Source organism: Pontibacillus halophilus JSM 076056 = DSM 19796 (assembly GCF_000425205.1).
GTDB classification, from domain to species: Bacteria; Bacillota; Bacilli; order Bacillales; family BH030062; genus Pontibacillus_A; species Pontibacillus_A halophilus.
Window position 1 is genome coordinate 55334 of record NZ_AULI01000011.1, and the last position, 21588, is coordinate 76921.

Below are 21588 nucleotides of genomic sequence, written 5' to 3' on the forward strand. Positions count from 1 at the left end.
ATCCATTATGAGTTTGTTCCTTCATTTTCTTCTTGTTCTTCTCGTTCTTCTTCATAATCCTTCAGCTCACGTTCAATCTCATCAAGCTCTTGTTTTCTTTCCTCACTACTCAAATCCCGGTTCGCTTTTACCTGTTCTCGATACTTTAATAGACCGAACATGATTAAATCTCTGTCTTCAAGAAAGCGAGCTACCTCTAAAGCTTCTTCTGCCTGCCCCCTGCCAATTTGAATCCAGTACTCATAATAATCAGGGTCAGATTGCAATGACACGCTGTTCATGACCGTTTCCTTCTGGTCTTCTGTTAGCGACTCATTGGTTATGTAAGATACGGCTAGCTCATATTGACTCACCTTTGGAATTCGCTCAATTGGATAAGGTTGCAATGCAGTGACAACTTCACTGTACTCATCCTTAAGAAAGCTTTCCTGCGCTGCTACAATTTGGTCTTGCTTCGGCTGAAGAAAGAATAGGGAGTAAATGCTGTACACCATAACAGGCAAGAGAATAATGGACACACCGAGCAACGCGAACCGATTTGTTTTCCATTTCTTATGAGTGACTTGAATATAACTTGACTCCTGTTGACGCAAGTCCTCTATTCTGTTCTCAAGGATTTCGATTAGTTGCTGAAACGTCTTCGCTTCGACAACCTTCTGTGCCAGATCAGACAATTTAAGCGTTTCATAGAAACGTAAATATTGAATAAAGGAATACGCCGGAGCTACAAGTGCAGCTACAAGTGCTCGTGTTTCATAAAGCAGTTGTTCGTTATCTCGTTCGTACGGAGGAAGACTCTCTTTTACTCCGTAATGAAGTAAATAAGGCTTTAACCCACGGTCAAACACCATATTCTCTGGACTTACAATTGGGTGGAGTCTACGAATAGAATGCCCCTCAACCTCTTTCACAAGTCGATAAGCACTCATGGCACGTTCCTTCTCCCCCTCCTTAAGGACATGCTGGAAACGAACATAGGACTGAGGGACAACATGCTCAATCGAGACATCATCTTCTCCCATTTTGATTGTCTTCTTTATATGTGGATGAAGATCACGAAGCACATGTACTTCCTCTAATTCGTCCATTTTCACCTTCTCTTGTTGAAACTGAAAGGTGATGACCGATGCTTCCTCATGAATCTCCGCTTCTAATTGCTCCTCTAAATACGTTCGTTCATCTTGTGACATTCCGGATAGCTCCTTCACAAAATTTCAATTCGATCCCCCGTCAGTACACCCGCATCCACAAGTCGTTCATTTCCTGGTAGAACGACCCGCTTATTCGAAATACGGACCCAGTATCCTTGCCGGGGTGGGGTTTGGAATTTCTTAAGTTGCCAAACCAAATCTACGAGCTGTTTAATCGTATGGTAATTTGATAATCTTAAATCAAATGAGTCACCTGATTCGTAGTGAGACACATCAATCGTTATTTCTATGTACAATCGAAATTCACCTCATTAAGGAGGGAGCGCTCATGGAATAAGCGCTCCCTCACCAATCATTATGCTTGGATTAGCCGCGGATTTGGTTCGCAACTTGTGTATCAGCGTCTTCAAGCGCACGCGCAGTATTCGTTAACTGAGCAGCAACATCTTCAAGAAGTTGTTGAATTTGAATGACTGAAGGACGAAGGGACTGGTACTGTTCACCGAATGCACGACTAGATTCACCTTCCCAAATTCCTTCAAGTTCTTGAATCATGCTGTCTAGACGAGAGATTTGCTCCCCTACTTGACCTGCTTCATTTGAGTAGCGACCTGACATGCTTACTAATTCTTCTGGTGTTAAACGAATATTCCCTGCCATCTTAATCTCTCCCTTTGTTAAATTTGGCAACCTTCTTTATATGAATCAGATTACCCAACGACCAAATTGAGACGAACGTCTCCATAGGTTTTTCACACATGTTGCAATTGCCTTACGCATTCTCCTACATCGTTCTCTTAAATTCGGTACATATTACCAATAACATATATACCCAGACTACAGAAGACAAAACCTAAATTGTAATAAAAATCCAAACTTCTATCCTACGCAGGTTTCATTTCAATATAGGAACTTAGAACTACCACGCAACTCTTCTACAGGTACAAAGGCTGTATAAATGAAATGAACAGCCATTCAATCTTTAACAACTCGCTATTGAACCCCATAAGAAAAAGCCCAGCTTCTGCTGAGCTTTGCAACCTTCCTTTGAACTAATTGTTAGAGGTAAGTCTATCCTTATACTGGGGTAGACTGCGCTCTTTTCACAAATGTAATTTCATCTTCCACAACCCCACAAGCTCCACATTGCACGCGAAGTTTCGTCCCATTGTATTTCATATGCATGGGTGGAGTCTCATTGACTTCATACTCTTCCACGAGTTCCCCAGATTGCGGGTTCAACTTCACTGGCTTTACCACTTGCTCAATAAGATTGAAACGTGTACGATTTGTTTTGCAGTTCGGGCATAGATATGCTTGCATTCATCGTCACCTACCTGAAGGTTTTCTCATAGTTTGTGCAAGCAGTGAAAAGACTATGTATGAAATGTAGTGGATGGATCGTAGCGTTGAGAGAAATCGCCTCAGTTAAATACTCGCTTAAACACGTAACTCACCCGGTCATACCCCATCTGTTCCTCATAGAAATCGTGCGCTCCGTGGCGACTTAGCCCAGAAGAGAGAGCAACGCTTGTAAAGGCATGCTGACGGGCCCAATCTTCTACATAACTAAGCAGAATCTCCCCTAGACCCTTGGAACGATGCATTTCATCTGTTACCAAATCGCACACCCATACAAACCGTCCATAATACAAAGTCGTCATCGGCTTGAATCCGACTACGGATACAATAGCTCCGTTCATGGAGTAAGCAACTAGATGATAACGGTCGACTTCCATCGCTTCCCGTACGAGGGCTTTATATTCCTCTTCTTCTAAATGCGTCCGTAGTTGACGCATAATCGGATAAGCCGATAAAATTTCTTCGTCACGATGTAAATGATGAATCATGTTCCATCCCCCTTTTACACAATTTAACACAAGGAGGTCTACCTGCCTATGTACGTCCGACCCTTTCGACGAGAGGATTTATCGGCATGTTTACACATTTTCCATGAGGCTGTTCACCGTACAACTGGAAAGGACTATTCAGCTCATCAGCGTGAGGCATGGGCCCCTGATCCGATACCAGAAGCCATGAAAGCACGTTGGTTACATACTTTTCTTCAGCATAGGAGCTTTGTAGCAATTGAAGGGTCTGATGTGATTGGATTTGCTGACATGAATGAATCTGGCTACGTTGACCGGATGTACGTGCATCCATTCTTTCAACGAAAGAGCGTTGCGACCTTATTGCTACACCGCCTTGAAGAAGAAGCCCATGACTTATTAATCGAGACATTGTCTACACACGCAAGCTTCACCGCCCTCCCCTTCTTTAAACAGCACGGTTTCAAAGAAGTGGATACACAAACAGTAACCATTAACGGAGCCTCCCTTTCCAATGTAGCTATGACGAAAGCACTGAGACATTTAGACGATTAGTCTAATTTAAAAGCAGGTATAGTACTAGTAATCATGTACGGATTGCAATTCTTCATTTGCCACTTCATCGTGAGTTCAATCAATTACACTAATTCACTTATCGTCTCCATGTATAACGAACCGTTCGTCTGTCTACACTTAAAGTAATGACTAAATTTTCAGACATTAATAGGAGGTTGAACCATGGAGGGAAACTTTACTAAAGGATGTGCGTGGGGTGTGTTGCTTAGTCTGCCTTTATGGGGCATCATCATTGCACTCGTTAAATTCGTCTTGAAATAGAAAAGGAGCGCTAGCTTATCAAGCCACGCGCTCCTTTTTTGTGTTATTGTATTTCTTGCTTCCAATTCTTATAATCATGAATGGCAATACCTGCGTACCCCGCTTCTTTCCTTAACTCTTTATTGAGTTTAGTAAGTTCAGACGTCAACGCCTCTGATCCTTTCCCATAGAAGGTAGTGTGGTCGCCTTCTGAGGTATTAATAATGTTCACTGCCACTACGAGTGAGTGGTTGTTGTCCGATGCTTCCTCCATTAGTGGGGTCACAATACTCTTAATGCTGTTCGGGCCTGTGGCTTGATCACGGTAAGCCATCACAGTCATGGAATCCAATTGTCCAAGCATCCAGTTACTTAACGTTTCGTCACCATTTGGCACAGTAATCTTATGAATCCAGAATGGGAAGTCGCCACTTACCATCAGGGAATCATCTTCTTTCACTTGCTGAACAAGTGCTTCAACATTTCCCATCCAGTCTTTCACGACCTGTTCTTGGTTTCCTTCCCACTTCGGAAGCAAATACGGCTCTATATCCACATGAATCCCTTGGAACTGCGCCTCTTCAGGTACGTTCTCGTTATAAGTCTGTACGATAGAAGCAAAGCCTTGAACAGTACGCTTATGCTTTGATAACGCCCAGTTAGGGTCTCCTCCTAACGCGAAGACTTCTATATCACGCTTACCAGCTTCTTCAATGAAATCCCGGTACTGCTCTGGACGGAAATCTTTCGTACTGACATGCACATAAATACGGTTTATCCCTTCTTGCTTGGCGAATTCCACCACTTCTTGAGGCGATTCTTCTACTGAAGACGTATCCCAAATCCATGTTGCCTTCACTCGGTCTTGATTTCCACCCACAGTCATCCACACTCCTAATGAAACGAAAAGAGCTAGCAGAACTAGCCCTTTCCCCAAACGTTTCCGATTCATTCTGACACTCCTTCTATGAAGTCGTGCTTGCATACGGCATTTTGCAAACATCGTAGGTCATGGAATAGTTATGAATCTTTGTAGAGGCTTCTGCCTTAAAATCCATAATATCGACATTTGGTCCAATGACACAACGCTCGCCAATGATTGTTTGGCCACGTAAGTGAACACGGGGTTCGATCTTAGAATCTCGTCCCACAACGACGTCTGCTCCAATATAGGTGGAGGATGGGTCAATAATGGTGACTCCGTTATTCATATGCAGCTCTAGAATTCGTTCTCGCATCATATGCTCTGCCCTTGATAACTGGATACGGTCATTGACACCAAATCCTTCTTCGACTCGACTCGTACTCGTTGCAGAGATTGTATGACCCGCCTTCTTTAGAATCTCAATAACGTCTGGCAGGTAGTATTCACCTTGAACATTATCCGTACTTACATTATCCAGCGCTTCGAACAAGAGTTCATTATCAAAGCAGAACATGCCTGTATTGATTTCAGTAATCGCCTTTTCTTCTTCAGTGGCGTCTTTGTGTTCAACGATTCTTGCTACGTCACCTGTATCATCACGAACGATACGACCATATCCAGTGGCATCATCAACAAGGCTAGTTAGAATCGTAGCCGCTGCCCCCGTCTCACGGTGATAGTTAGCGAGATTCGCTAAGGTGCGCTCCGTAATTAAAGGCGTGTCCCCTGTTAGAATTAGCGTGGTGCCTGGTTTACCAGCAAGGTCATCCTTCGCCATCATAACGGCATGGGCTGTGCCAAGCTGTTCCTCTTGAAGCGCATAGCGGACACTGTCTCCTACATGTTCTTGGATCATCTCAGCTTTGTGACCAACGACCGTAACAATCTCACTTACTGAAATCGCGCGTAGCCTATCAATAATGTGCTGAACCATCGGCTTCCCACATACAGGGTGAAGGACCTTTGGCAAGTCAGATTTCATTCGTGTCCCTTTGCCAGCTGCAAGCACAACTGCATACGTTTCATTCATCTTGTTCTCCACCTTTCTCGTATTCTCCCTATTTATACATTCACAAATGGTTTCAAATCGTCCATAATCTCGTTTAGCAATTCTTTATCTTGGCTAATCTCACCATTATGCACCTGAGCGTTGACTTTCTCCATTAAACCAAGTAAACAATACTGACTTAACTCTGTCTTTGGTCGCTCTTTGCTTTCGTTCATTATTCTACCGTTACACTCTTCGCTAGATTACGAGGTTTATCTACATCGTTGCCTAGTTCAAGCGCTGTATAATAGGAAATGAGCTGTAGGGGTACAACAGATAGAATTGGTGTAAGGAGTGCATGCGTAACTGGGATGTAGCATGTTTCGTCTACATATTGCCAAATTTTCATGTTCCCTTCTAGCGCTACACCAAGCACTTGTGCACCGCGGGCTTTCACTTCTTGAATGTTTCCTAGCATCTTCTCATACACTTCTTCTTGTGTGTTAAGCGCAACGATTGGCGTTCCTTCCTCAATTAAGGCAAGCGTGCCGTGCTTCAACTCACCAGCAGCATAAGCTTCTGAGTGAATATAAGAGATCTCTTTCAGCTTCAGAGAACCCTCAAGTGATACCGCATGGTCAATTCCACGACCCAGGAAGAATACGCTCTTCGCATCCTTAATGGATTCCGCGTACCAGCGAAGACCTTTCGTATGCTCAAGGATTTCTGTAATTTGGTCCGGTGTTTGTTGTAAGGATTGTACAAGTTCGTTTCGATACTCGGCTGTAATTTGCTCTTTCAACTGAGCCATGTAAATCCCAATCAAGTAGAAGGAAAGAATTTGCGTTGTATACGCCTTGGTAGAGGCCACTGCAATTTCAGGTCCTGCATTCGTTAGAATAACTTGGTTTGCCTCGCGGGCGATGGAGCTTCCGACTACGTTCGTAATCGCAAGTACTTGTGCGCCTAGCTTTTGGCTTTCACGCAGCGCTGCCAACGTGTCTGCTGTCTCCCCGGATTGGCTAACCACAATGACAAGTGTCTTTTCATCTACAATTGGGCGACGGTAACGGAACTCAGATGCTACTTCTACATCAACTGGAGTACGTGTTAGTTCTTCAATAACAGATTTACCGATTAATCCTGCATGATAAGCCGTTCCGCAAGCAACAATGCTTACTTTATTCCAGCCGTTCACTTTATCCTTCGTCCACTGCAACTCATCAAATACAATAGAACCATTCTCCGAATTCACACGACCTGCCATCGTATTTTGAAGAGCTTTCGGCTGCTCATGAATCTCTTTCAGCATGAAATGGTCGTATCCATTCTTCTCCGCCTGTTCCATATCCCAATCTACAACGAAGAAGTCGCGTGTAATTGGATTTCCAGTAACCGTTTCAAGCAGGGACACGTGGTCTTTAGTCAGGACAGCCATTTCCCCGTCTTCTAGAATGTGCATGTTACGTGTATGTTCTAGAATAGCCGGGATATCAGAACTGATGAAGTTTTCATTCTCACCTGCACCGATAATCAGTGGGCTTGATTGACGTACTGCAAATACTTTCCCTGGTTCATGCTTCGTCACAATCGCTAGCGCATAAGCTCCGTCAATGCGTTTAATTGCTTGTTGAATCGTTGAGATCATATCGTCGTCGTAAAGGTGCGTAAACAAGTGGGCAACGACTTCAGAATCCGTCTCAGATTTGAAAACGTAGCCTAAGTCTTTAAGCTCTGCTTTCAAGTCTAAGTAGTTTTCGATTATACCGTTGTGAACAACTGCAAAGTCTTGGTCTTTATCTGTGTGTGGGTGAGAGTTCGCATCACTCGGCGCTCCGTGAGTAGCCCAGCGTGTGTGACCGATTCCAACCGTTCCTGTTAATGGAGAAGTACCGAGCTGATCTTCTAAGTTCTGAAGGCGACCTTCTGCTTTACGTACGCCGATGGATTCACCGTTATAAACAGCAATGCCTACAGAATCATAGCCACGATATTCAAGCTTTCCTAGTCCATTTGTAAGTATGTTTTGAGATTCCTTTGTCCCGATATAACCAATGATTCCGCACATGATGATTCATCTCCCTTTTATAAGTTACGTATTTGTATTAAGTGTACGACTAGAGGAAAGACGGGAAAGGCTCCTCACCCTTCCCTCCCCTTATATAACCTTGAGATTCTATACTTTACTTAAAGCGCTACGGAGTGGGCTTCGCGTTTGTTGACTTTAGAAGCGGTTCCTAGCTTGTGGATGTGTGGCATGTCGAATTGTTCGAATGCGTTACGTGTATCCACGATTGGAACACCAAGGTCTGCAATCGCTTCGTAATCAAAGTCACTATGGTTCGTTACAAGGACAACGGCGTCGTATTGCTTGATTTCATCTAGACTGTTCTGAATTGAGCGAACCACTTCTCCTTCATCATCAATGAAGCTATGAGCGTGTGGGTCTAGATAGTCTACATTCGCACCATTCTCTTTATAGAGTTCGTATAAATAAAGGCCTGGGGATTCGCGCAGGTCACTGATGTTCGGCTTGTACGCCATTCCAAGAATTAGAATTTTCGAGCTGTTGATCGATTTCCCGTAAACATTCAATACTTGAGATGTTTTGCTTACGACTACATCTGGCATATTGTTGTTGATGGACTGGGCAAGGTCGATAAACTTGCTGTAGAAGCGGAAGCCTTTCGCTTTCCAAGACAGATACATTGGGTCTAGCGGAATGCAGTGACCGCCAATCCCTGGTCCTGGCTGGAATTTCATAAATCCAAATGGCTTCGTAGCTGCTGCATCAATTACTTCCCACACGTCGATATCCATGCGTTCACACATCATGGCAATTTCATTCACGAAGGCAATGTTTACGCTACGGAACGTATTCTCAAGTAGCTTGGACATTTCCGCAACTCGCGGAGAAGACACTGGTACAACGTTCCCAATGTAGTTGCTATAAAGCATCGTACCAACTTGGTTACAACGCTCTGTTACGCCGCCCATTACTTTCGGCATGTTGTGCGTGTTATACGTGTCATTACCTGGGTCAACACGTTCAGGAGAATAACAAAGGAAGAAGTCTTTGCCTGCTTCAAGCCCCATCTTGTTTAACTCAGACAAGATTAGCTCCTCTGTTGTACCAGGGTACGTTGTACTTTCTAGTGTAATGAGCGTGCCCTTCTTAAGATAAGGCTTCACATTATCGATAACACTTGTAATATATGAAGTGTCCGGGTCTTGGTTCTCACTTAATGGAGTTGGTACGCAGATGCTAATGGCATCAAGCTCTTTCGCAACACTGTAGTCTGTTGTAGCAAGGAAACGATCTGTCTCAAGTGCTTCTTTGACGTCATCACTTGATACATCGTTAATGTAGGACTCACCGTTACGTAGGTTATTGACTTTGTTCTCTGACAAATCAATTCCACATACAGTAAATCCAGCTTTCACCATTTCAACGGCAAGTGGTAAGCCGACATAGCCTAGTCCCACTACTCCGATATTCGCCGTCTTCGTCTCAATCTTGTGTACCAGTTGGTTGTAATAATCCATCATTTCATATCCCTCCATATAGTAGTTACGTAGTCTTTGTTATTGAGCAGGGGTTAACAAACGCTTTACTCTTGCTTCTAATTCAATCAGTGAAAAAGGCTTCGTCATGTATTCGGCTACCCCATAATCGAACGTGCGCTTCATATCTTCTTCTTGCTGCTTATTCGTTAGAACCACAACCTCTGGTGTATGCGTCCGGTCCATCGTTCGAACTTGTTCGATAAATTGATAGCCACCGAGTGCAGATAAGTTCAACTCCGTAATGACTAAATCTGGACGTGTAGCCTCACACTGCTTAACCCCCTCCTTTCCATCTAAAGCAGTATGTACGGTATATCCTTTGTTCTGCATATATGACGTAAGCAATTGCAATACTTTCACATCGCTGTCTACGAGCAGAATCGTCTTTTCTTCGTGCGTCGCTCGGAGCTCAGGTTCAAACGTTTCAATCCCAGCTCCTGTTTCATTTTCTTCGATCATTTTCCACACCATCCCAAACATCAATTGTTCTCTCTGATGACGACAAGTCGTACAACTTCCAATGAGTACTCGCTTTGGATTTCGGCCACGAGTCTCCAAGAATCCCTTTATGAATAACACCATATGATGCGTCTCGGCATGCCTTTGATGGTTGACTAGAATGGCAAGTAGCCCTTCTTCTTCGTCATAGCTTAGGTGATGATCACCATCTGGATACACAGAAACGAGTTTATTGCGTAGATTCACTATGGTTGCTTCGTTTAGTTGGATGCGAAGGAGCATTAGTCCACATGAGCCATTATGATTCCCGTTTAAATGCAAGAACCGATGGAACGCATCCATTATGCGTAAGCCAAGAACTTCATCTGCCATCACATCACCCTCTCTACAACTCTAGGATTAAGCTGACTTGTTATCCTCTGCGTTCCAGCTCGTTCGAACCATTGTGCCCCATGTGTTGTTCTTCTTGAAGAAGTCAATGTGGCCAAGGAAACGCCATAGGATTCCTAACTGGCGATAACCGAAGAACATAAGAACGGTGTAACCAAACATCTTGAAGAAGTCTTTCACTTTCGGGAAACGTTGGAAGGCTAACTCCTCTAATAAGAGCGATCCTAGACCAAGTAGCGATCCATAAAGAACGTTAATTAAACTAAAGACAAGGAGCACGGTCCATCCAGACATGTCCATAAATCCATATCCAATTAGCGCAAGGATACCGGTAATTCGGAAGTAAGGACTTAACGTCTCAAATATAATGTTGTAGGGTACTGTAATCCATCCCATAATCTTGTACTTCGGGCGCATGAACATGAAGATTCCTTCTTCAAGCATGTTCTTCAAGTTTCCGCGCCCCCACCGCTTCCGTTGACTGCCAAGAATCTTGAAGGTGTCAGGAGCTTGGGTCCAACAGACCGCATCTGGACAGAAATCAATCTTATACGGGAGGTTATTGTCGAGCATATAACGGTGCAGCTTAATAATGATGTTCATGTCCTCACCTGGATAACCACCACGATAGCCACCCACTTTAATGACATAGTCCTTACGGAACACGCCGAACGCACCGGAAACAATAATCAATCCGTTCACGCGACTCCAACCAATACGTCCACCTAGGAAGGCTTTGATGTACTCTACCGTCTGGAGCATTGGAAGCAACTTCTTCGGTAAATTCATTTCCTTCACTACGCCATTTTCAATGCGGCATCCATTTGCGATTCGGACGTTACCGCCAATCGCAACATATTCCTCAGGGTTCTCCATGTACTTTCTCGCAATTCGAATCAGTGCGTCTTGTTCCAGCAGTGAATCTGCATCAATGGATGAGATCAACTCATAGTTTGATAGGTTGATTCCTGCGTTAAGCGCATCTGCTTTACCACCATTTTCTTTGTCGACGACATATAAGTTCGGATAGCTCGGGTTATAGTAGATTCCTTTCACTTTCGCAGTCGCAATAGTGTCCTTCATGGCAGAAGGCTTATAGTACGTCAGATTGAACTCTTCTACTAACACGCCAACCGTATCGTCAGGTGATCCATCATTCACGACGATGACCTCATGTTCAGGGTAGTGTAACGCGAGTAGTGAGCGTACACTTTCAATAATCGTTAACTCCTCCCCATAGGCAGGAACGAGAATTGAGATGGGCGGGACTTGTTTAGACCCGGACAAAGAACGATATTTCGAATAATTTGTGCTTTTAATAATTCCAAAGATGTTTCGGAAGGAAAACAGAATGATGCCAAAGTACAACGTATTAATAAATAGCACATAATACATGGCAAAGATTCCGTACCCAAATAAGAGTTCTCTCATGGTCATCCCCTTTCTTGTCGTTACATAGCTTGTATAACTTCTTCATCCCGACCGAAGAACTGCTCAAACAAGTTCAACTTCTGATGATAAGCTTGTAGGGTCGTAAACCCATTTTCCGCGTTCGACGCTGTTTCTTTCAGGTCTTCTTGGATACACTCCAAGGCTACTTCTCCCTCGTGAGTACCTTTCCAATCCATCGCAAGTTGGTACAGACGCTTCACGCCAACCTGGTCAAGGGAGAGTAAACTCTTAGCTGAGGCTTTAGCAACGGACCATAAGGGATCTTTCACGCCTACTTCAAGAACCTCTTTCAACTCCACAAGCTTCGCATCACCAATCCATTTAGCAATGTACAAGCGCACTTCCCAATCGTCTGATTTCATGAACTGGAACAAGTCGCCTTTCGTCCAAGAACCAGAGGCAATCATAAGCTTGACCGCATGAATGCGAATCTCTTTGTCTTCCGCTTCGAGATAGGCACGTACCCGTCTCGACATGTGAGGTTCAGCATGTTCACGTAGTCCAAGTAATCCTACTTTAATCAAATTCGGTTGCTCTTCCTGAATGAGCCTTGTATACAACTCACCGAGATCGAGATTGGATTCTTTCGTAATATCAACAAGTAGTTGGTAGTTGTTATGTCCGCGTTTTCCTAGATGATGAATCATTTCTTCCACTTCATTTGCATGGGTAGCTGCTTGAGCGATCGAACGGCCTAAGATGAACATCGTAGAATCTCGTTGATTCTTCTCAAGCACCGTGAGCATAGGCTTTACAGCTCGGCCGCACCTCATTACCCCAAGATTGTAAGCCGCATCTAAACGAACGTAATGACGTCGACTTCGAAGTCGCTTTAAATCGAGGTCCACAAGCCCCATCTCTTCTGACAGACGTACAAGCTTCTGTAAATGGTTCCCCTTTATCCGGTCCATCCACTGAATCAATTCCTTCTGTAACACTTGCTTCTCTCGCTTCGTCGTTGGATTAGTAGGAAGCTGAAAGGCACCAGGGTCATCTAGATTTCGCAGCAAGTATTGTAAATAATCCTCATAAGTTGTTAACACTTGTTTTCTTTGCTTCTCTTCATTCGTTTTCCGAGCTTTAATAACCAGAATAGTAGCCATAAAGACCAGCATGATTGCAGATAAGCCATACACTACGTAAAAGGCCATCGTTAAATCTACTAACATAAGAAATCACTCCTCTCCTTTCTCCGGAATACGTTGAAACACATCTTTCATAATGGAATAGCTTTCCTTCGGCTTTTCTATGAATTGAACCTCATCCCATCGTTCCCATTCATACATGGGAAGTTCAGAAACCGATAAAGGACGTTCATTCAACAACCCATTTGTTTCTTCTCCCATAACCCAAGGAACAACAGTGATTCCTTCAACGGCTTCTGAACTCAATTCACTCGCATTTGAGTCATCCTCGTAGCTCACAGCCATGCGCTGACTCGGATCACTAAATCCAAGGAGAGCCCATGGGATTTTAAGCTCAATCGTATCGCCTGAAGCCGCCCAGGCGCTTTCACCATTCTGGCTCATTCTCCCTTCAACGAGCTCCCCAACTCCAACATCTTGGAATGGATAAGCTTGTTCTGTCTTAGAGGAATGTTGTTTCAAGCTTGTTGGTAGTTTCCATGGGACAAATGCACATGACGATTCCTCTCCTTCCATTTGGTCTTCATAAAGACGGGTATGGAAATCGTAACTACATGCAACCTTCACTTCCTGCTCGTCAGAACCAACAATGGCCATTGTTTCTAAACCTTCATTAAATTCCACAGAGTCAAATGAAGAGGTGCCCCCTTCTAATGTGTGAAATCCGACGTTTAGTGTATCTGTTTTACGGTTATAGGGTTGTGACAATGTTAGCTTCAGATAAACGAAGCCTTCGTCATGAGTGACATCCATTTCTGTGACGCCCGGAGTCTCTACCTGAAGACTTTCTACTTCTTCACGCTGTAGGTCATCCCAATCTGACGCCTTTCCATCAATGTCAATCTCCTCCGTTTTACTTGGATACATGCCAATCAGTCCGTAAGACATTTCATTGGATAGAGGGTTGTACCAGTATGCTGTACGATTCGATTGCTCATAGGGCAGCGAGTTCCATGTTTCTTTAAACCACTCGTCTTGCCAAGAGAATGTAATGGCTCCAGCATAACCACTGTCATAAATTTGATTGGTTAGCTGTGCATCAATCGTACCTTGTTCTTCTTCCGTATGACCGCCTTGGTCTCGACCGAGTGGACCTTCGTGAGCGTTCCCTGTCGAAGAAGCGACCCCATATTCAGAGATGATAATCGGCATCCCTTTATGGTATTGCTTTAAGTCCTTCAAATAGCCAAGATAGGTATCTTCCTTACCATCTGCATTGTGTACATCTTGGTACGTGTCCGTGAATCGCAGGAAATCTGGATAATACGGATAGACGTGATAGGAAGCGAAATAACCAGCATCCCAATCCTTTGCTTCAACATGCGTAGCATCGACACTTACATAATCCTCAAGAATTGATGGCTCATCAGGATGGGTTAACGGATCGGTTGTAATCCAGTTCGTAAACGTCATCGGATGCTTCCAACCTTTCTCCTCTTCAAGCTCAGCTGTATACTCAAGCATTTCAGCCAGCCAGCCTTCAAATGGAGAAGCTGTCTCGTCTACTTGGAAATACTCCCCTTCGAACCGCTCTCGATCCACATTCTTCTCATTTGTCTCGTTCACCATTTCCGGGTCCCACTCTGTACCAATATGCCATGCGATTAAGTAAGGAGCGGCATTGACTGTGTAGGATCCGCTTGCTTTCCCAGGCTCCTCAGGAATTTCAGCATCCCCATACACAGCATCCACCGCCCGATGTAATTCCGCTTTAAACTCATGGACGACATCTTCCTGCCAAGCATTGTTATGCTCTGCCAACAGATTGACAGGAGACCAGACTCCTTGCATGAAATAAAGCGGGTCTTCCTGATTCTCATTAAACTCTACAAGAGCTTCATAGAACACAGGGTCGAGAATGGTATAGACGCGAACCGTATTCGCTCCCATGTCCTGAATCATTCGAAACCAGCTCAAGTAATCTTCCTTTGTCACTGGAAGCTCACCTGGATAATGCCCGGGTAAAGTTGCTCCTATGTTGACTCCCTTGATGAACATGGGCGACCAGGAATCTTCTTTATACACCTGAAGTTGCTCCCCACTTGTACGGAACTTCAACTTCGTCCCATCTTCTAGCTCCTGACTCTCTATGACCTTAAACCCATCAAAGAGAATAAACGTAAGTACTCCTAAACTTAGTAGCCACAGAGCGAGCCACTTTCCCTTTCTTCGAATGATCCATCCCTCCAAACCGTTGTGTTCCATCTCTGTTTAAATTGTTCTTGAAAAAATTTTGTCAAACGTTTACTTTGAATATGCCCTTTGTTTGACTACGCTTTTACCCTATCACGGTGCGTGACCGTCCTACATCGAAAACGTCACTTCGGAAGCACGAAATTCGGTTTCGCGGTCTTCGTGCCACTATAACCTTTGACCCACATGAATTTAGTCCTAATTAACAAGGAAGAGTGGCGCGTTAGTCCTGCTTTGTCATCGTTCCTTCACACAGTAACCGCTTCCATTTACGTTGACTTAACACGACAGACCGAAATACGCATTTCGTGCCTACGTTCGATTGTTCGATGAATTTCGCGCAAAAATTTAACAGAACAGGGAGCGTAGATGATGAACCAACGTAGCTTACTTACAATCTTTGTCACAATGATGTCTCTTTTCCTTTTTGGATTCTCAGAATCTAGTGAAAAGAGAGACACATTCCTCGTCCACGGAGAGGAATTGAAGTCTTCCCAATCACATTTATTAAAGACACTTGAGAAACAGAAAATCGACATGGTCTATTTAACGACAGACCCAACAAAAAAAGAGGAGTATTATGGTGACTTTATCCGAAAGGCACACGAACAAGGGATTGAAGTTCATGCCACTGCTGGAGATCCATCATGGGGACTCACAAAGAATCAAGACCAGCTTCTTGCCTTTACAGACTGGGTTAAGGAATTTAACGCATCTGTAGACGAACCTACTCAATTTGATGGGATTCATTTAAAGATCCAACCATTCTATTTACCAGAATGGTATGACGACCGAGACACTGTGATTGCAGAGTGGAAACAAAACGTAACTGCCTTTAAGGAAGCAGTAGCAGACCTTGATGTAGAAGTAAGCAACAGCATCCCGTTCTGGTTCGACGACATTAAAACGCCTGGACAGGAAGAGACTCCATTCTATGAATGGTTGATGGCTCAGTTTGACCATACGACGATTCTTGCCTACCGAGACACACTTGAAGGAGAGAATGGCATCGTATCTCTCATTGAAGATGAGATGGACGCAGCAGAACGACTGAACACAGAGATTATCGTTGGCGTCACCCTAGAGAATACAGGACAAGACCATGTCACCTTCTTCGAAGAAGGCATTGTCGATATGAACATGCACCTTGCCCTAGTCGATATTTACGTGGGGCGTTGGGATTCCTATGTAGGGACGTCTATCGATAGCTACACCTATTGGCGACAAAGTTCACAAGATGGAGAAGAAGATGTAGAAGATGAGGAAGAAAGCGAAGAGCAACCATTTATCCGAGGCACCTATGTATGGCACCCAGAACTCGTACGAACCGAACCAGACCAAATCATCCAATTTGCGAAGGAACAAGGATTGAATCATCTTTATACACAGATGGATGTGTCACAGCCTTATGACGTGTATACCTACTTCGTATCCGAAGCGACGAAAGCTGGAATTGAAGTGCATGCTATGGGAGGCGGCCCAAAGTGGGCATTAAAAGAAAAGAAATATCGCATTACCCGCCTAACCGACTATGTGAAGAATTACAATGAACAAGCCGCAGCCGATGAGAAGTTTGCTGGCGTACATTTAGACATTGAACCTTATGTGCTTCCTGAATGGGATGAAGATAAAGAAGCCGTGCTTCGCTCTTGGATGACGAACCTTGAACATTTCGTACAAGAAGTAGAAGAAGCCAACAACCTAGAATCAAGCGTTGACTTAGCGATGTGGTTCGATGACGAACCAACACCTGGAAATCCAGATACCCCATTTAACGAATGGGTCATCAATCAGGTCGACCACACCAGCATTATGGCATTTCGAGATTTCGCTGAAGGTCATGGCGGAATCATTGATATGGCTCAGAATGAAATTGACCATGCCGACAACCTCGGTAAAGAAATTACCATCTCCGTAGAAATGAAACAAAACGAGACAAGCGATCACATTACATTCTTCGATGAAGGGAAAGCAGAGATGGAGAGTCAGCTAGCCATTGTGAATGACTATTTCAAGGAATTTGAATCATACGAAGGCTATTCAGTCCACGCCTATAAGTATTGGACAACAGCCAATAACTAAAAAAAAGCTCCCGTACCATCATTGGTACGGGAGTCTCTTATTCGATTTCTTCACCGATAATGCCCCATTGCTTCGATTTCAACACTGCTTCAGCCCGGGATTTAACCTTGAGCTTCTTAAAGAGGTCCGTTAAGTTATATTCAATGGTCCGCTGACTCTTGTAATACATGGAGGCTATCTCCTTGTTGCTCTTTCCTTCTGCCAGCCGCTTCAGTAGCTCTTGTTCCTTCTGCGTAATGGAAATTTCTTCAGAAGCCTCTTCCTCTTCTTTCGCTTCCTCTACTTGAACCTCCATGCGCCGGAGCTCTTTAAACAACGAAATAGGCAATAGCACCTTTCCATTCATGGCGCTTCTTATCGAACGAATCAATTCCTCTTTTCTTTCTGTCTTATTAATAAATCCTGAAGCTCCTGCTTTCACAAGTGTATTGAAATAAGGTCCGATATCATGCCCTGTATAGATTAAGATTGGCACATGCACTCCCATAGAGCGAACTTTCTTAACAAGCTCAATCCCATTCATGCCTGGCATCTTCAAATCAAATAACATACATTCAAACTCCGCATTCTCCACTCGTTCAATCGCTTCGATTGGAGATTCCACAATTGTCACTTCCATATCTGCTTCTCGTTCTATAATTACCTTCGTTCCTTCCCCCACAGAAGGATGATCGTCTACGAGTAGTATTCGAATCATTTCATACGTCAACTCCTATATGACATTAAAATAATCTCTAGTTTTCATTCCAGTCGCCTTTAACACGATTGCTAATTCAAATCCTCCGTCCTCAGAAGAGAAAAACTCTACGTCACCACGGAGACTCTTCACACGTTGTCGAATCCCAGCCAGCCCCATACTCTTAGACTGAATCGATCCCTTCTTCAATCCAACCCCGTCATCACGGTAATTCAACGTCACCATATCGCCGTCATTCTTTAAATCAAATTCAACAACGGATGCCTCCGAATGCTTAAAGGCATTATTCAGAAGCTCTTGAACAATACGATAGACTGCCAGGGATTGTTCATGCTCAAGCTCAATTCTAAATTCACGCGCATCGAACTCTACCTTGAACAAGACACGCTTCCGGTAGTAATCCATTAAGGAGACGAGCGCCTCCACAACCCCCGTCTCTTTCAAGAACGGCGGACGAAGGAATGTACATGTCTCACGAATTTGATCGACGACTTCTTCAAGCCCATCGCGCACCTCTTCTAATTCACTTCGCATTTCAGGGGTAATGTCTTCCTCTAGCAAATTCTCCACCTTTCGATACCAGACGAGTTGTTCTTGAAGAGCAGAGTCATGAAGGTCGGAAGATAGACGCGCACGCTCCTTCTCTGCCAAGTTAAACAATAGACGCAGCATCCAGAATGGCGTCTCACTATTCTGGTAGATGGACTGTTCGAATTCCTCTGTAACACCTTCTATTAATCTGAAATTCTCATAAACAATGCTCGCATAGTGAACCATTGTCTTAAGCCAGCGAATCTCATCTTTGTTAAAGGTCGTATGGTTTACTTTCTCATCGACCCAAAGTACATAAATCGAGTCCGATTGTTCCACCATAATGAAAGCCAAGCCGTTCCCCACTCTGAAATAATCTAAAGCCTTATGACCCGCTCCCTTGTTTAGCAAATGACTCCGAATCATCTCACCTGGATACCCCTCATCTCCGCTTTCTAAGCGTAACTCGCTGTGCGATTTATTCAGTTCAAGAATTGCTACTCCATGAGATGGCATCCCATTACGCACTTCTTCTACAAGCCTGTCATCTAGTTCATCACGTCTCAGAATGCTAGACAAATCTCTCGTAAATCGATCTAAGCTTATTTGGAAATTCGCTTTATCTCCGTACAACCTCGGCCTTACATTCCACTTCTCCTCTAAATAGAAGAACAAGCCCATTAATAAGTAAATCAATACCGTAATCCTTACCCATTCAATCAGCGTAAACTGACCAACTAAGATGAGCACCCCGACCACAATCGACGTAAGTACGAACGAAATAATAGAATAATATCGAAGACGACTTGTAATAAAGTCAATATCAAATAGTCGATTGTTCACCACAAGATACATAAAGAATACGGGTAGAAAGATGAGCGACGCCGCCGTAATCGGTGCAGGCACAACCCCCACTCCAAGGAAGATGTTTGGGAGTGCTGTTAACGCCACGAATGGTACGAAAGAAACCGCCAAGCCGAACATCATATTCTGGAAGGCAGGCTTATGAATGGTGTCACGAAAGCGAATATAGTGCACAACCAGTATAACGAGACACAACGCAATCTCGGCTGAGAAGAGAATAAGTTGAGTATTTCTAAGAATGGAGTAATACATTCCCATAGGAACGAAAATGGCAATACTATCAGCTAAGATAATCAGTGCATTCACGCTATATAACAATACAACTGGCTTCTTCTTTAAGATGGTAATTTGAAATTGCTGAAAATAGGAATAGAGAAAATGCAAGAAAGAAACAGGCACCATAAAGAGTGAAAGTCCATTGATAAAGCGAGATAACGAATCCGTCCGCGCAGAGGCCCCTGCACTCAAATAACAAAACGCCACTGCCATCAGAAACCCGATGAGGATAAGTGCCGTTCGATCGTCTTTCTTACGTATATAGAGAAACAAAGAAAATGCAAATAGCAACACAAATACGAATACAGGAATGACAAGGTGATACAAGAGTGTACTTGCATCTACACCGCCTGCATAGGTGAATGTCTGAAATTCCCCATTCCTTTCTAATACAATTTCTTCAAGGTCACCGACTACACCAAATTTCTTTATGGAACGAAAGGACGTGACAGGTTCTCCATTAATTTGAACCAATGCATCACCTGGTCGAATGTCATAACCACTTGTCCACCCGACTCCCTCTACATCTTCAATAATCCATTTCTGCTCACCATCGACTCGTTCTACGTTCATACCGGCATACGGTTCATTGATTATAATAAAGGATAAGTAACTGACTAGCCCGATGGCGAGCATGCTCATCAAGAGAGCGAGCCACCCTCTTTCTTGTATGCGCAACATCTTGCTCCCCCTTATGTAGAAGGTTAAAAAAAGCCAGAGAGTCTCTGGCTTTTGTTCTTCTTGTTATTTCCAGTAGACCATTCCTTGTTTTCTTTCCTTTTGTCCCTCTGTTTGGAATACGTCTAGAATAGCTGTCTTTTCACTCTCTGAAATCCCAACCAAATTCAGTTCACCTGCTTGTAACTTCTGGACCATACCTGGGTTTTGTGTCAATGTTTCTACGATTCTTTGTAGCATGAATATCTCTCCCCTACTTTATAAATCTCCCTAATTCTTCATAAGTAAAGACAGTGCCAGTTACAGCTGTTCTATTCTAGTCCACATCTCCCCTTTCACTGTTTCATTAGCTTCGAGGGCTGAGAGTCGTTCTAGTGCTTGCAGCAGGTAGTTTCGTTTCAATACTTTCACATACATGATGGATGGAGATGTCTGTATCCAGTTGTAAACCTGTTCTTTATGGTCAAGAAAGGATTCTTTCTTCATGCTACCGTTGTAGTAACTTCTTACAATATCCGCTTCTCTTGTATCTTCCTGCATTAAATGATAGATAGGCAGCGTGTATTTCTTATAGACGAGGTCATTATAGAAATCGAGACGTTGCACATCGTGAAGGTCATTCGCAAGCTGTGCAGCTACTCCAAATGCACGACTATAAGACTCAACATCCTCTTTAACGTCTACTCCAGCCAACGCCATCCCCACAAGACACGCTCCATTCATCAATGATGCCGACTTTCTTGCAACCATTTCTAGGATTTCAGCTTCATCTGAAAAGTCTTGTTGAAGATCGTCATGCTGCCCTTGAGTAGCATTCATCACACAGCTTCTTAAATAATGACCGGCTCTTTCTTTATCTTCTGCCTGGAAGCTTGTCCCATGTATGATATCGAACGCTAACATAAGAAGAGCTGTAGAAGCGTTCATGGCTCTTGCTTCTCCGACTTCCATCCATGGCTTCCATGGAGCATCTCGGTCTTCCACATCGTCCTGTATATCAAGCGCCAACAACAATAGCTCAACTGCCGCACACACTTCAATCAAGTCTTCAGAAGTCTCCTCGCTCCACATCCTAAAGTGCAAGAAAGTTAAAGGTGCGAAAGGAAAACCTTCCGTCTGCTTAAATTGAATAAATCGAATCGCATCCTCTGCCAATGAAGAATGTCCCCATCTAAATCTCACCGACTGCTCCATTACGCTCATTAATTCGTCATCCGTGTAATAAGGAATCCTTCCCATACCTATCCACTCCATTTAAGAACTTTCATATCTTTCCTACACAAGATGACTACAACTTGTCTGTATCAAATCCAAATTAAGCCTATCATAGAAGGGTTGCAGGTGAATAGGTAGGATTGAACCAAGAAAATAGTCAGTACCAACTTGTGAAAATCATGGAAAAAAGGACGAAAAGTGGGAGAATTACACGGTTTTCGACGATTTTCGGGAAAGATTTCATCCTCTATCTTTATAGGCGTATCGTCACATGACCTTTTCATCATTTTTGGTCAGGCAGCAGACGAAACAAAAAAAAGACCATTCAGC

The 21588-nt window shown here is 43.7% G+C and carries 20 protein-coding genes; 2 read left to right on the forward strand and 18 right to left on the reverse strand.

Annotated elements, in window-relative coordinates; all coding sequences use genetic code 11:
* Positions 1 to 5 precede the first annotated feature (5 nt).
* From essB to H513_RS0111730, 5 genes are all read right to left on the reverse strand, one after another.
* Positions 6 to 1190 carry a type VII secretion protein EssB gene (gene essB / locus H513_RS0111710; protein WP_026800925.1) on the reverse strand — a complete coding sequence of 395 codons (1185 nt, stop codon included), beginning with the start codon at positions 1188 to 1190 and terminating at the stop codon, positions 6 to 8.
* 14 nt (positions 1191 to 1204) lie between these two features.
* Entirely contained in the window at positions 1205 to 1447 is a 243-nt protein-coding gene (yukD, locus tag H513_RS0111715; RefSeq protein WP_026800926.1) for an ESX secretion system protein YukD, read from the reverse strand.
* A gap of 70 nt (positions 1448 to 1517) precedes the next feature.
* Positions 1518 to 1811, reverse strand: a complete 294-nt coding sequence (locus H513_RS0111720; RefSeq protein WP_026800927.1) for a WXG100 family type VII secretion target — start codon at positions 1809 to 1811, stop codon at positions 1518 to 1520.
* Positions 1812 to 2228: 417 nt separating this feature from the next.
* A complete protein-coding gene (locus H513_RS0111725) occupies positions 2229 to 2474 on the reverse strand; it encodes a hypothetical protein (protein ID WP_026800928.1) in 246 nt (81 codons plus the stop codon).
* A gap of 101 nt (positions 2475 to 2575) precedes the next feature.
* Positions 2576 to 3001, reverse strand: coding sequence for a GNAT family N-acetyltransferase (locus tag H513_RS0111730; protein ID WP_026800929.1), 426 nt, complete (start codon positions 2999 to 3001; stop codon positions 2576 to 2578).
* A 48-nt stretch (positions 3002 to 3049) separates the two neighbouring features.
* Between H513_RS0111730 and H513_RS0111735 the strand changes: the two genes are divergently transcribed.
* Positions 3050 to 3535 carry a GNAT family N-acetyltransferase gene (locus H513_RS0111735; protein WP_026800930.1) on the forward strand — a complete coding sequence of 162 codons (486 nt, stop codon included), beginning with the start codon at positions 3050 to 3052 and terminating at the stop codon, positions 3533 to 3535.
* 325 nt (positions 3536 to 3860) lie between these two features.
* On the opposite strand, the gene H513_RS0111745 is transcribed toward H513_RS0111735, so the two are convergent.
* From H513_RS0111745 to H513_RS0111785, 9 genes are all read right to left on the reverse strand, one after another.
* Positions 3861 to 4748, reverse strand: a complete 888-nt coding sequence (locus H513_RS0111745) for a hypothetical protein (RefSeq protein WP_051239933.1) — start codon at positions 4746 to 4748, stop codon at positions 3861 to 3863.
* Positions 4749 to 4761: 13 nt separating this feature from the next.
* A complete protein-coding gene (locus tag H513_RS20140; RefSeq protein ID WP_051239935.1) occupies positions 4762 to 5751 on the reverse strand; it encodes a sugar phosphate nucleotidyltransferase in 990 nt (329 codons plus the stop codon).
* 32 nt (positions 5752 to 5783) lie between these two features.
* On the reverse strand, positions 5784 to 5945 hold the full coding sequence (locus H513_RS21630; protein ID WP_154655236.1) for a hypothetical protein: 162 nt from the start codon (positions 5943 to 5945) through the stop codon (positions 5784 to 5786).
* A complete protein-coding gene (gene glmS / locus H513_RS0111760; RefSeq protein WP_026800932.1) occupies positions 5945 to 7777 on the reverse strand; it encodes a glutamine--fructose-6-phosphate transaminase (isomerizing) in 1833 nt (610 codons plus the stop codon). Before glmS ends, H513_RS21630 begins: the two co-directional genes overlap by 1 nt.
* A 119-nt stretch (positions 7778 to 7896) precedes the next feature.
* A complete protein-coding gene (locus tag H513_RS0111765; RefSeq protein WP_026800933.1) occupies positions 7897 to 9255 on the reverse strand; it encodes a nucleotide sugar dehydrogenase in 1359 nt (452 codons plus the stop codon).
* Between the two features lie 39 nt (positions 9256 to 9294).
* The gene (locus H513_RS20910) at positions 9295 to 10107 is read right to left on the reverse strand and encodes a response regulator transcription factor (protein ID WP_051239936.1); all 813 of its coding nucleotides are present in this window, start codon (positions 10105 to 10107) and stop codon (positions 9295 to 9297) included.
* A 27-nt stretch (positions 10108 to 10134) separates the two neighbouring features.
* Complete coding sequence (locus H513_RS0111775) at positions 10135 to 11556, reverse strand: glycosyltransferase family 2 protein (protein ID WP_026800934.1); 1422 nt, start codon at positions 11554 to 11556, stop codon at positions 10135 to 10137.
* 20 nt (positions 11557 to 11576) lie between these two features.
* Positions 11577 to 12746 (reverse strand): hypothetical protein, encoded by a 1170-nt coding sequence (locus H513_RS0111780; RefSeq protein ID WP_026800935.1) that lies wholly within the window; start codon positions 12744 to 12746, stop codon positions 11577 to 11579.
* A 6-nt stretch (positions 12747 to 12752) separates the two neighbouring features.
* Positions 12753 to 14927, reverse strand: a complete 2175-nt coding sequence (locus H513_RS0111785; RefSeq protein ID WP_036770111.1) for a hypothetical protein — start codon at positions 14925 to 14927, stop codon at positions 12753 to 12755.
* Positions 14928 to 15284: 357 nt separating this feature from the next.
* On the opposite strand from H513_RS0111785, the gene H513_RS0111790 reads away from it, so the two are divergent.
* On the forward strand, positions 15285 to 16997 hold the full coding sequence (locus tag H513_RS0111790) for a hypothetical protein (protein ID WP_211226515.1): 1713 nt from the start codon (positions 15285 to 15287) through the stop codon (positions 16995 to 16997).
* A 37-nt stretch (positions 16998 to 17034) separates the two neighbouring features.
* Here H513_RS0111790 and H513_RS0111795 read toward each other — a convergent pair whose 3' ends face one another.
* From H513_RS0111795 to H513_RS0111810, 4 genes are all read right to left on the reverse strand, one after another.
* Positions 17035 to 17694, reverse strand: a complete 660-nt coding sequence (locus tag H513_RS0111795; RefSeq protein WP_026800938.1) for a response regulator transcription factor — start codon at positions 17692 to 17694, stop codon at positions 17035 to 17037.
* 15 nt (positions 17695 to 17709) lie between these two features.
* A complete protein-coding gene (locus H513_RS0111800; RefSeq protein WP_026800939.1) occupies positions 17710 to 20046 on the reverse strand; it encodes an ATP-binding protein in 2337 nt (778 codons plus the stop codon).
* A 63-nt stretch (positions 20047 to 20109) separates the two neighbouring features.
* The gene (gene comX / locus H513_RS21635) at positions 20110 to 20283 is read right to left on the reverse strand and encodes a competence pheromone ComX (RefSeq protein WP_154655237.1); all 174 of its coding nucleotides are present in this window, start codon (positions 20281 to 20283) and stop codon (positions 20110 to 20112) included.
* Positions 20284 to 20343: 60 nt separating this feature from the next.
* Positions 20344 to 21282, reverse strand: a complete 939-nt coding sequence (locus H513_RS0111810) for a polyprenyl synthetase family protein (RefSeq protein ID WP_026800940.1) — start codon at positions 21280 to 21282, stop codon at positions 20344 to 20346.
* Positions 21283 to 21588 lie beyond the last annotated feature (306 nt).

What these genes read in the sequence shown, in the direction of transcription:
- essB (WP_026800925.1), bottom strand. Translation starts at nt 1,190, where the DNA reads ATGTCACAAGATGAACGAACGTATTTAGAGGAGCAATTAGAAGCGGAG.
- H513_RS0111720 (WP_026800927.1), bottom strand. Translation starts at nt 1,811, where the DNA reads ATGGCAGGGAATATTCGTTTAACACCAGAAGAATTAGTAAGCATGTCA.
- H513_RS0111725 (WP_026800928.1), bottom strand. Translation starts at nt 2,474, where the DNA reads ATGCAAGCATATCTATGCCCGAACTGCAAAACAAATCGTACACGTTTC.
- H513_RS0111730 (WP_026800929.1), bottom strand. Translation starts at nt 3,001, where the DNA reads ATGATTCATCATTTACATCGTGACGAAGAAATTTTATCGGCTTATCCG.
- H513_RS0111735 (WP_026800930.1), top strand. Translation starts at nt 3,050, where the DNA reads ATGTACGTCCGACCCTTTCGACGAGAGGATTTATCGGCATGTTTACAC.
- H513_RS0111745 (WP_051239933.1), bottom strand. Translation starts at nt 4,748, where the DNA reads ATGAATCGGAAACGTTTGGGGAAAGGGCTAGTTCTGCTAGCTCTTTTC.
- H513_RS20140 (WP_051239935.1), bottom strand. Translation starts at nt 5,751, where the DNA reads ATGAATGAAACGTATGCAGTTGTGCTTGCAGCTGGCAAAGGGACACGA.
- H513_RS21630 (WP_154655236.1), bottom strand. Translation starts at nt 5,945, where the DNA reads ATGAACGAAAGCAAAGAGCGACCAAAGACAGAGTTAAGTCAGTATTGT.
- glmS (WP_026800932.1), bottom strand. Translation starts at nt 7,777, where the DNA reads ATGTGCGGAATCATTGGTTATATCGGGACAAAGGAATCTCAAAACATA.
- H513_RS0111765 (WP_026800933.1), bottom strand. Translation starts at nt 9,255, where the DNA reads ATGGATTATTACAACCAACTGGTACACAAGATTGAGACGAAGACGGCG.
- H513_RS20910 (WP_051239936.1), bottom strand. Translation starts at nt 10,107, where the DNA reads ATGGCAGATGAAGTTCTTGGCTTACGCATAATGGATGCGTTCCATCGG.
- H513_RS0111775 (WP_026800934.1), bottom strand. Translation starts at nt 11,556, where the DNA reads ATGAGAGAACTCTTATTTGGGTACGGAATCTTTGCCATGTATTATGTG.
- H513_RS0111780 (WP_026800935.1), bottom strand. Translation starts at nt 12,746, where the DNA reads ATGTTAGTAGATTTAACGATGGCCTTTTACGTAGTGTATGGCTTATCT.
- H513_RS0111785 (WP_036770111.1), bottom strand. Translation starts at nt 14,927, where the DNA reads ATGGAACACAACGGTTTGGAGGGATGGATCATTCGAAGAAAGGGAAAG.
- H513_RS0111790 (WP_211226515.1), top strand. Translation starts at nt 15,285, where the DNA reads ATGATGAACCAACGTAGCTTACTTACAATCTTTGTCACAATGATGTCT.
- H513_RS0111795 (WP_026800938.1), bottom strand. Translation starts at nt 17,694, where the DNA reads ATGATTCGAATACTACTCGTAGACGATCATCCTTCTGTGGGGGAAGGA.
- H513_RS0111800 (WP_026800939.1), bottom strand. Translation starts at nt 20,046, where the DNA reads ATGTTGCGCATACAAGAAAGAGGGTGGCTCGCTCTCTTGATGAGCATG.
- comX (WP_154655237.1), bottom strand. Translation starts at nt 20,283, where the DNA reads ATGCTACAAAGAATCGTAGAAACATTGACACAAAACCCAGGTATGGTC.
- H513_RS0111810 (WP_026800940.1), bottom strand. Translation starts at nt 21,282, where the DNA reads ATGGGAAGGATTCCTTATTACACGGATGACGAATTAATGAGCGTAATG.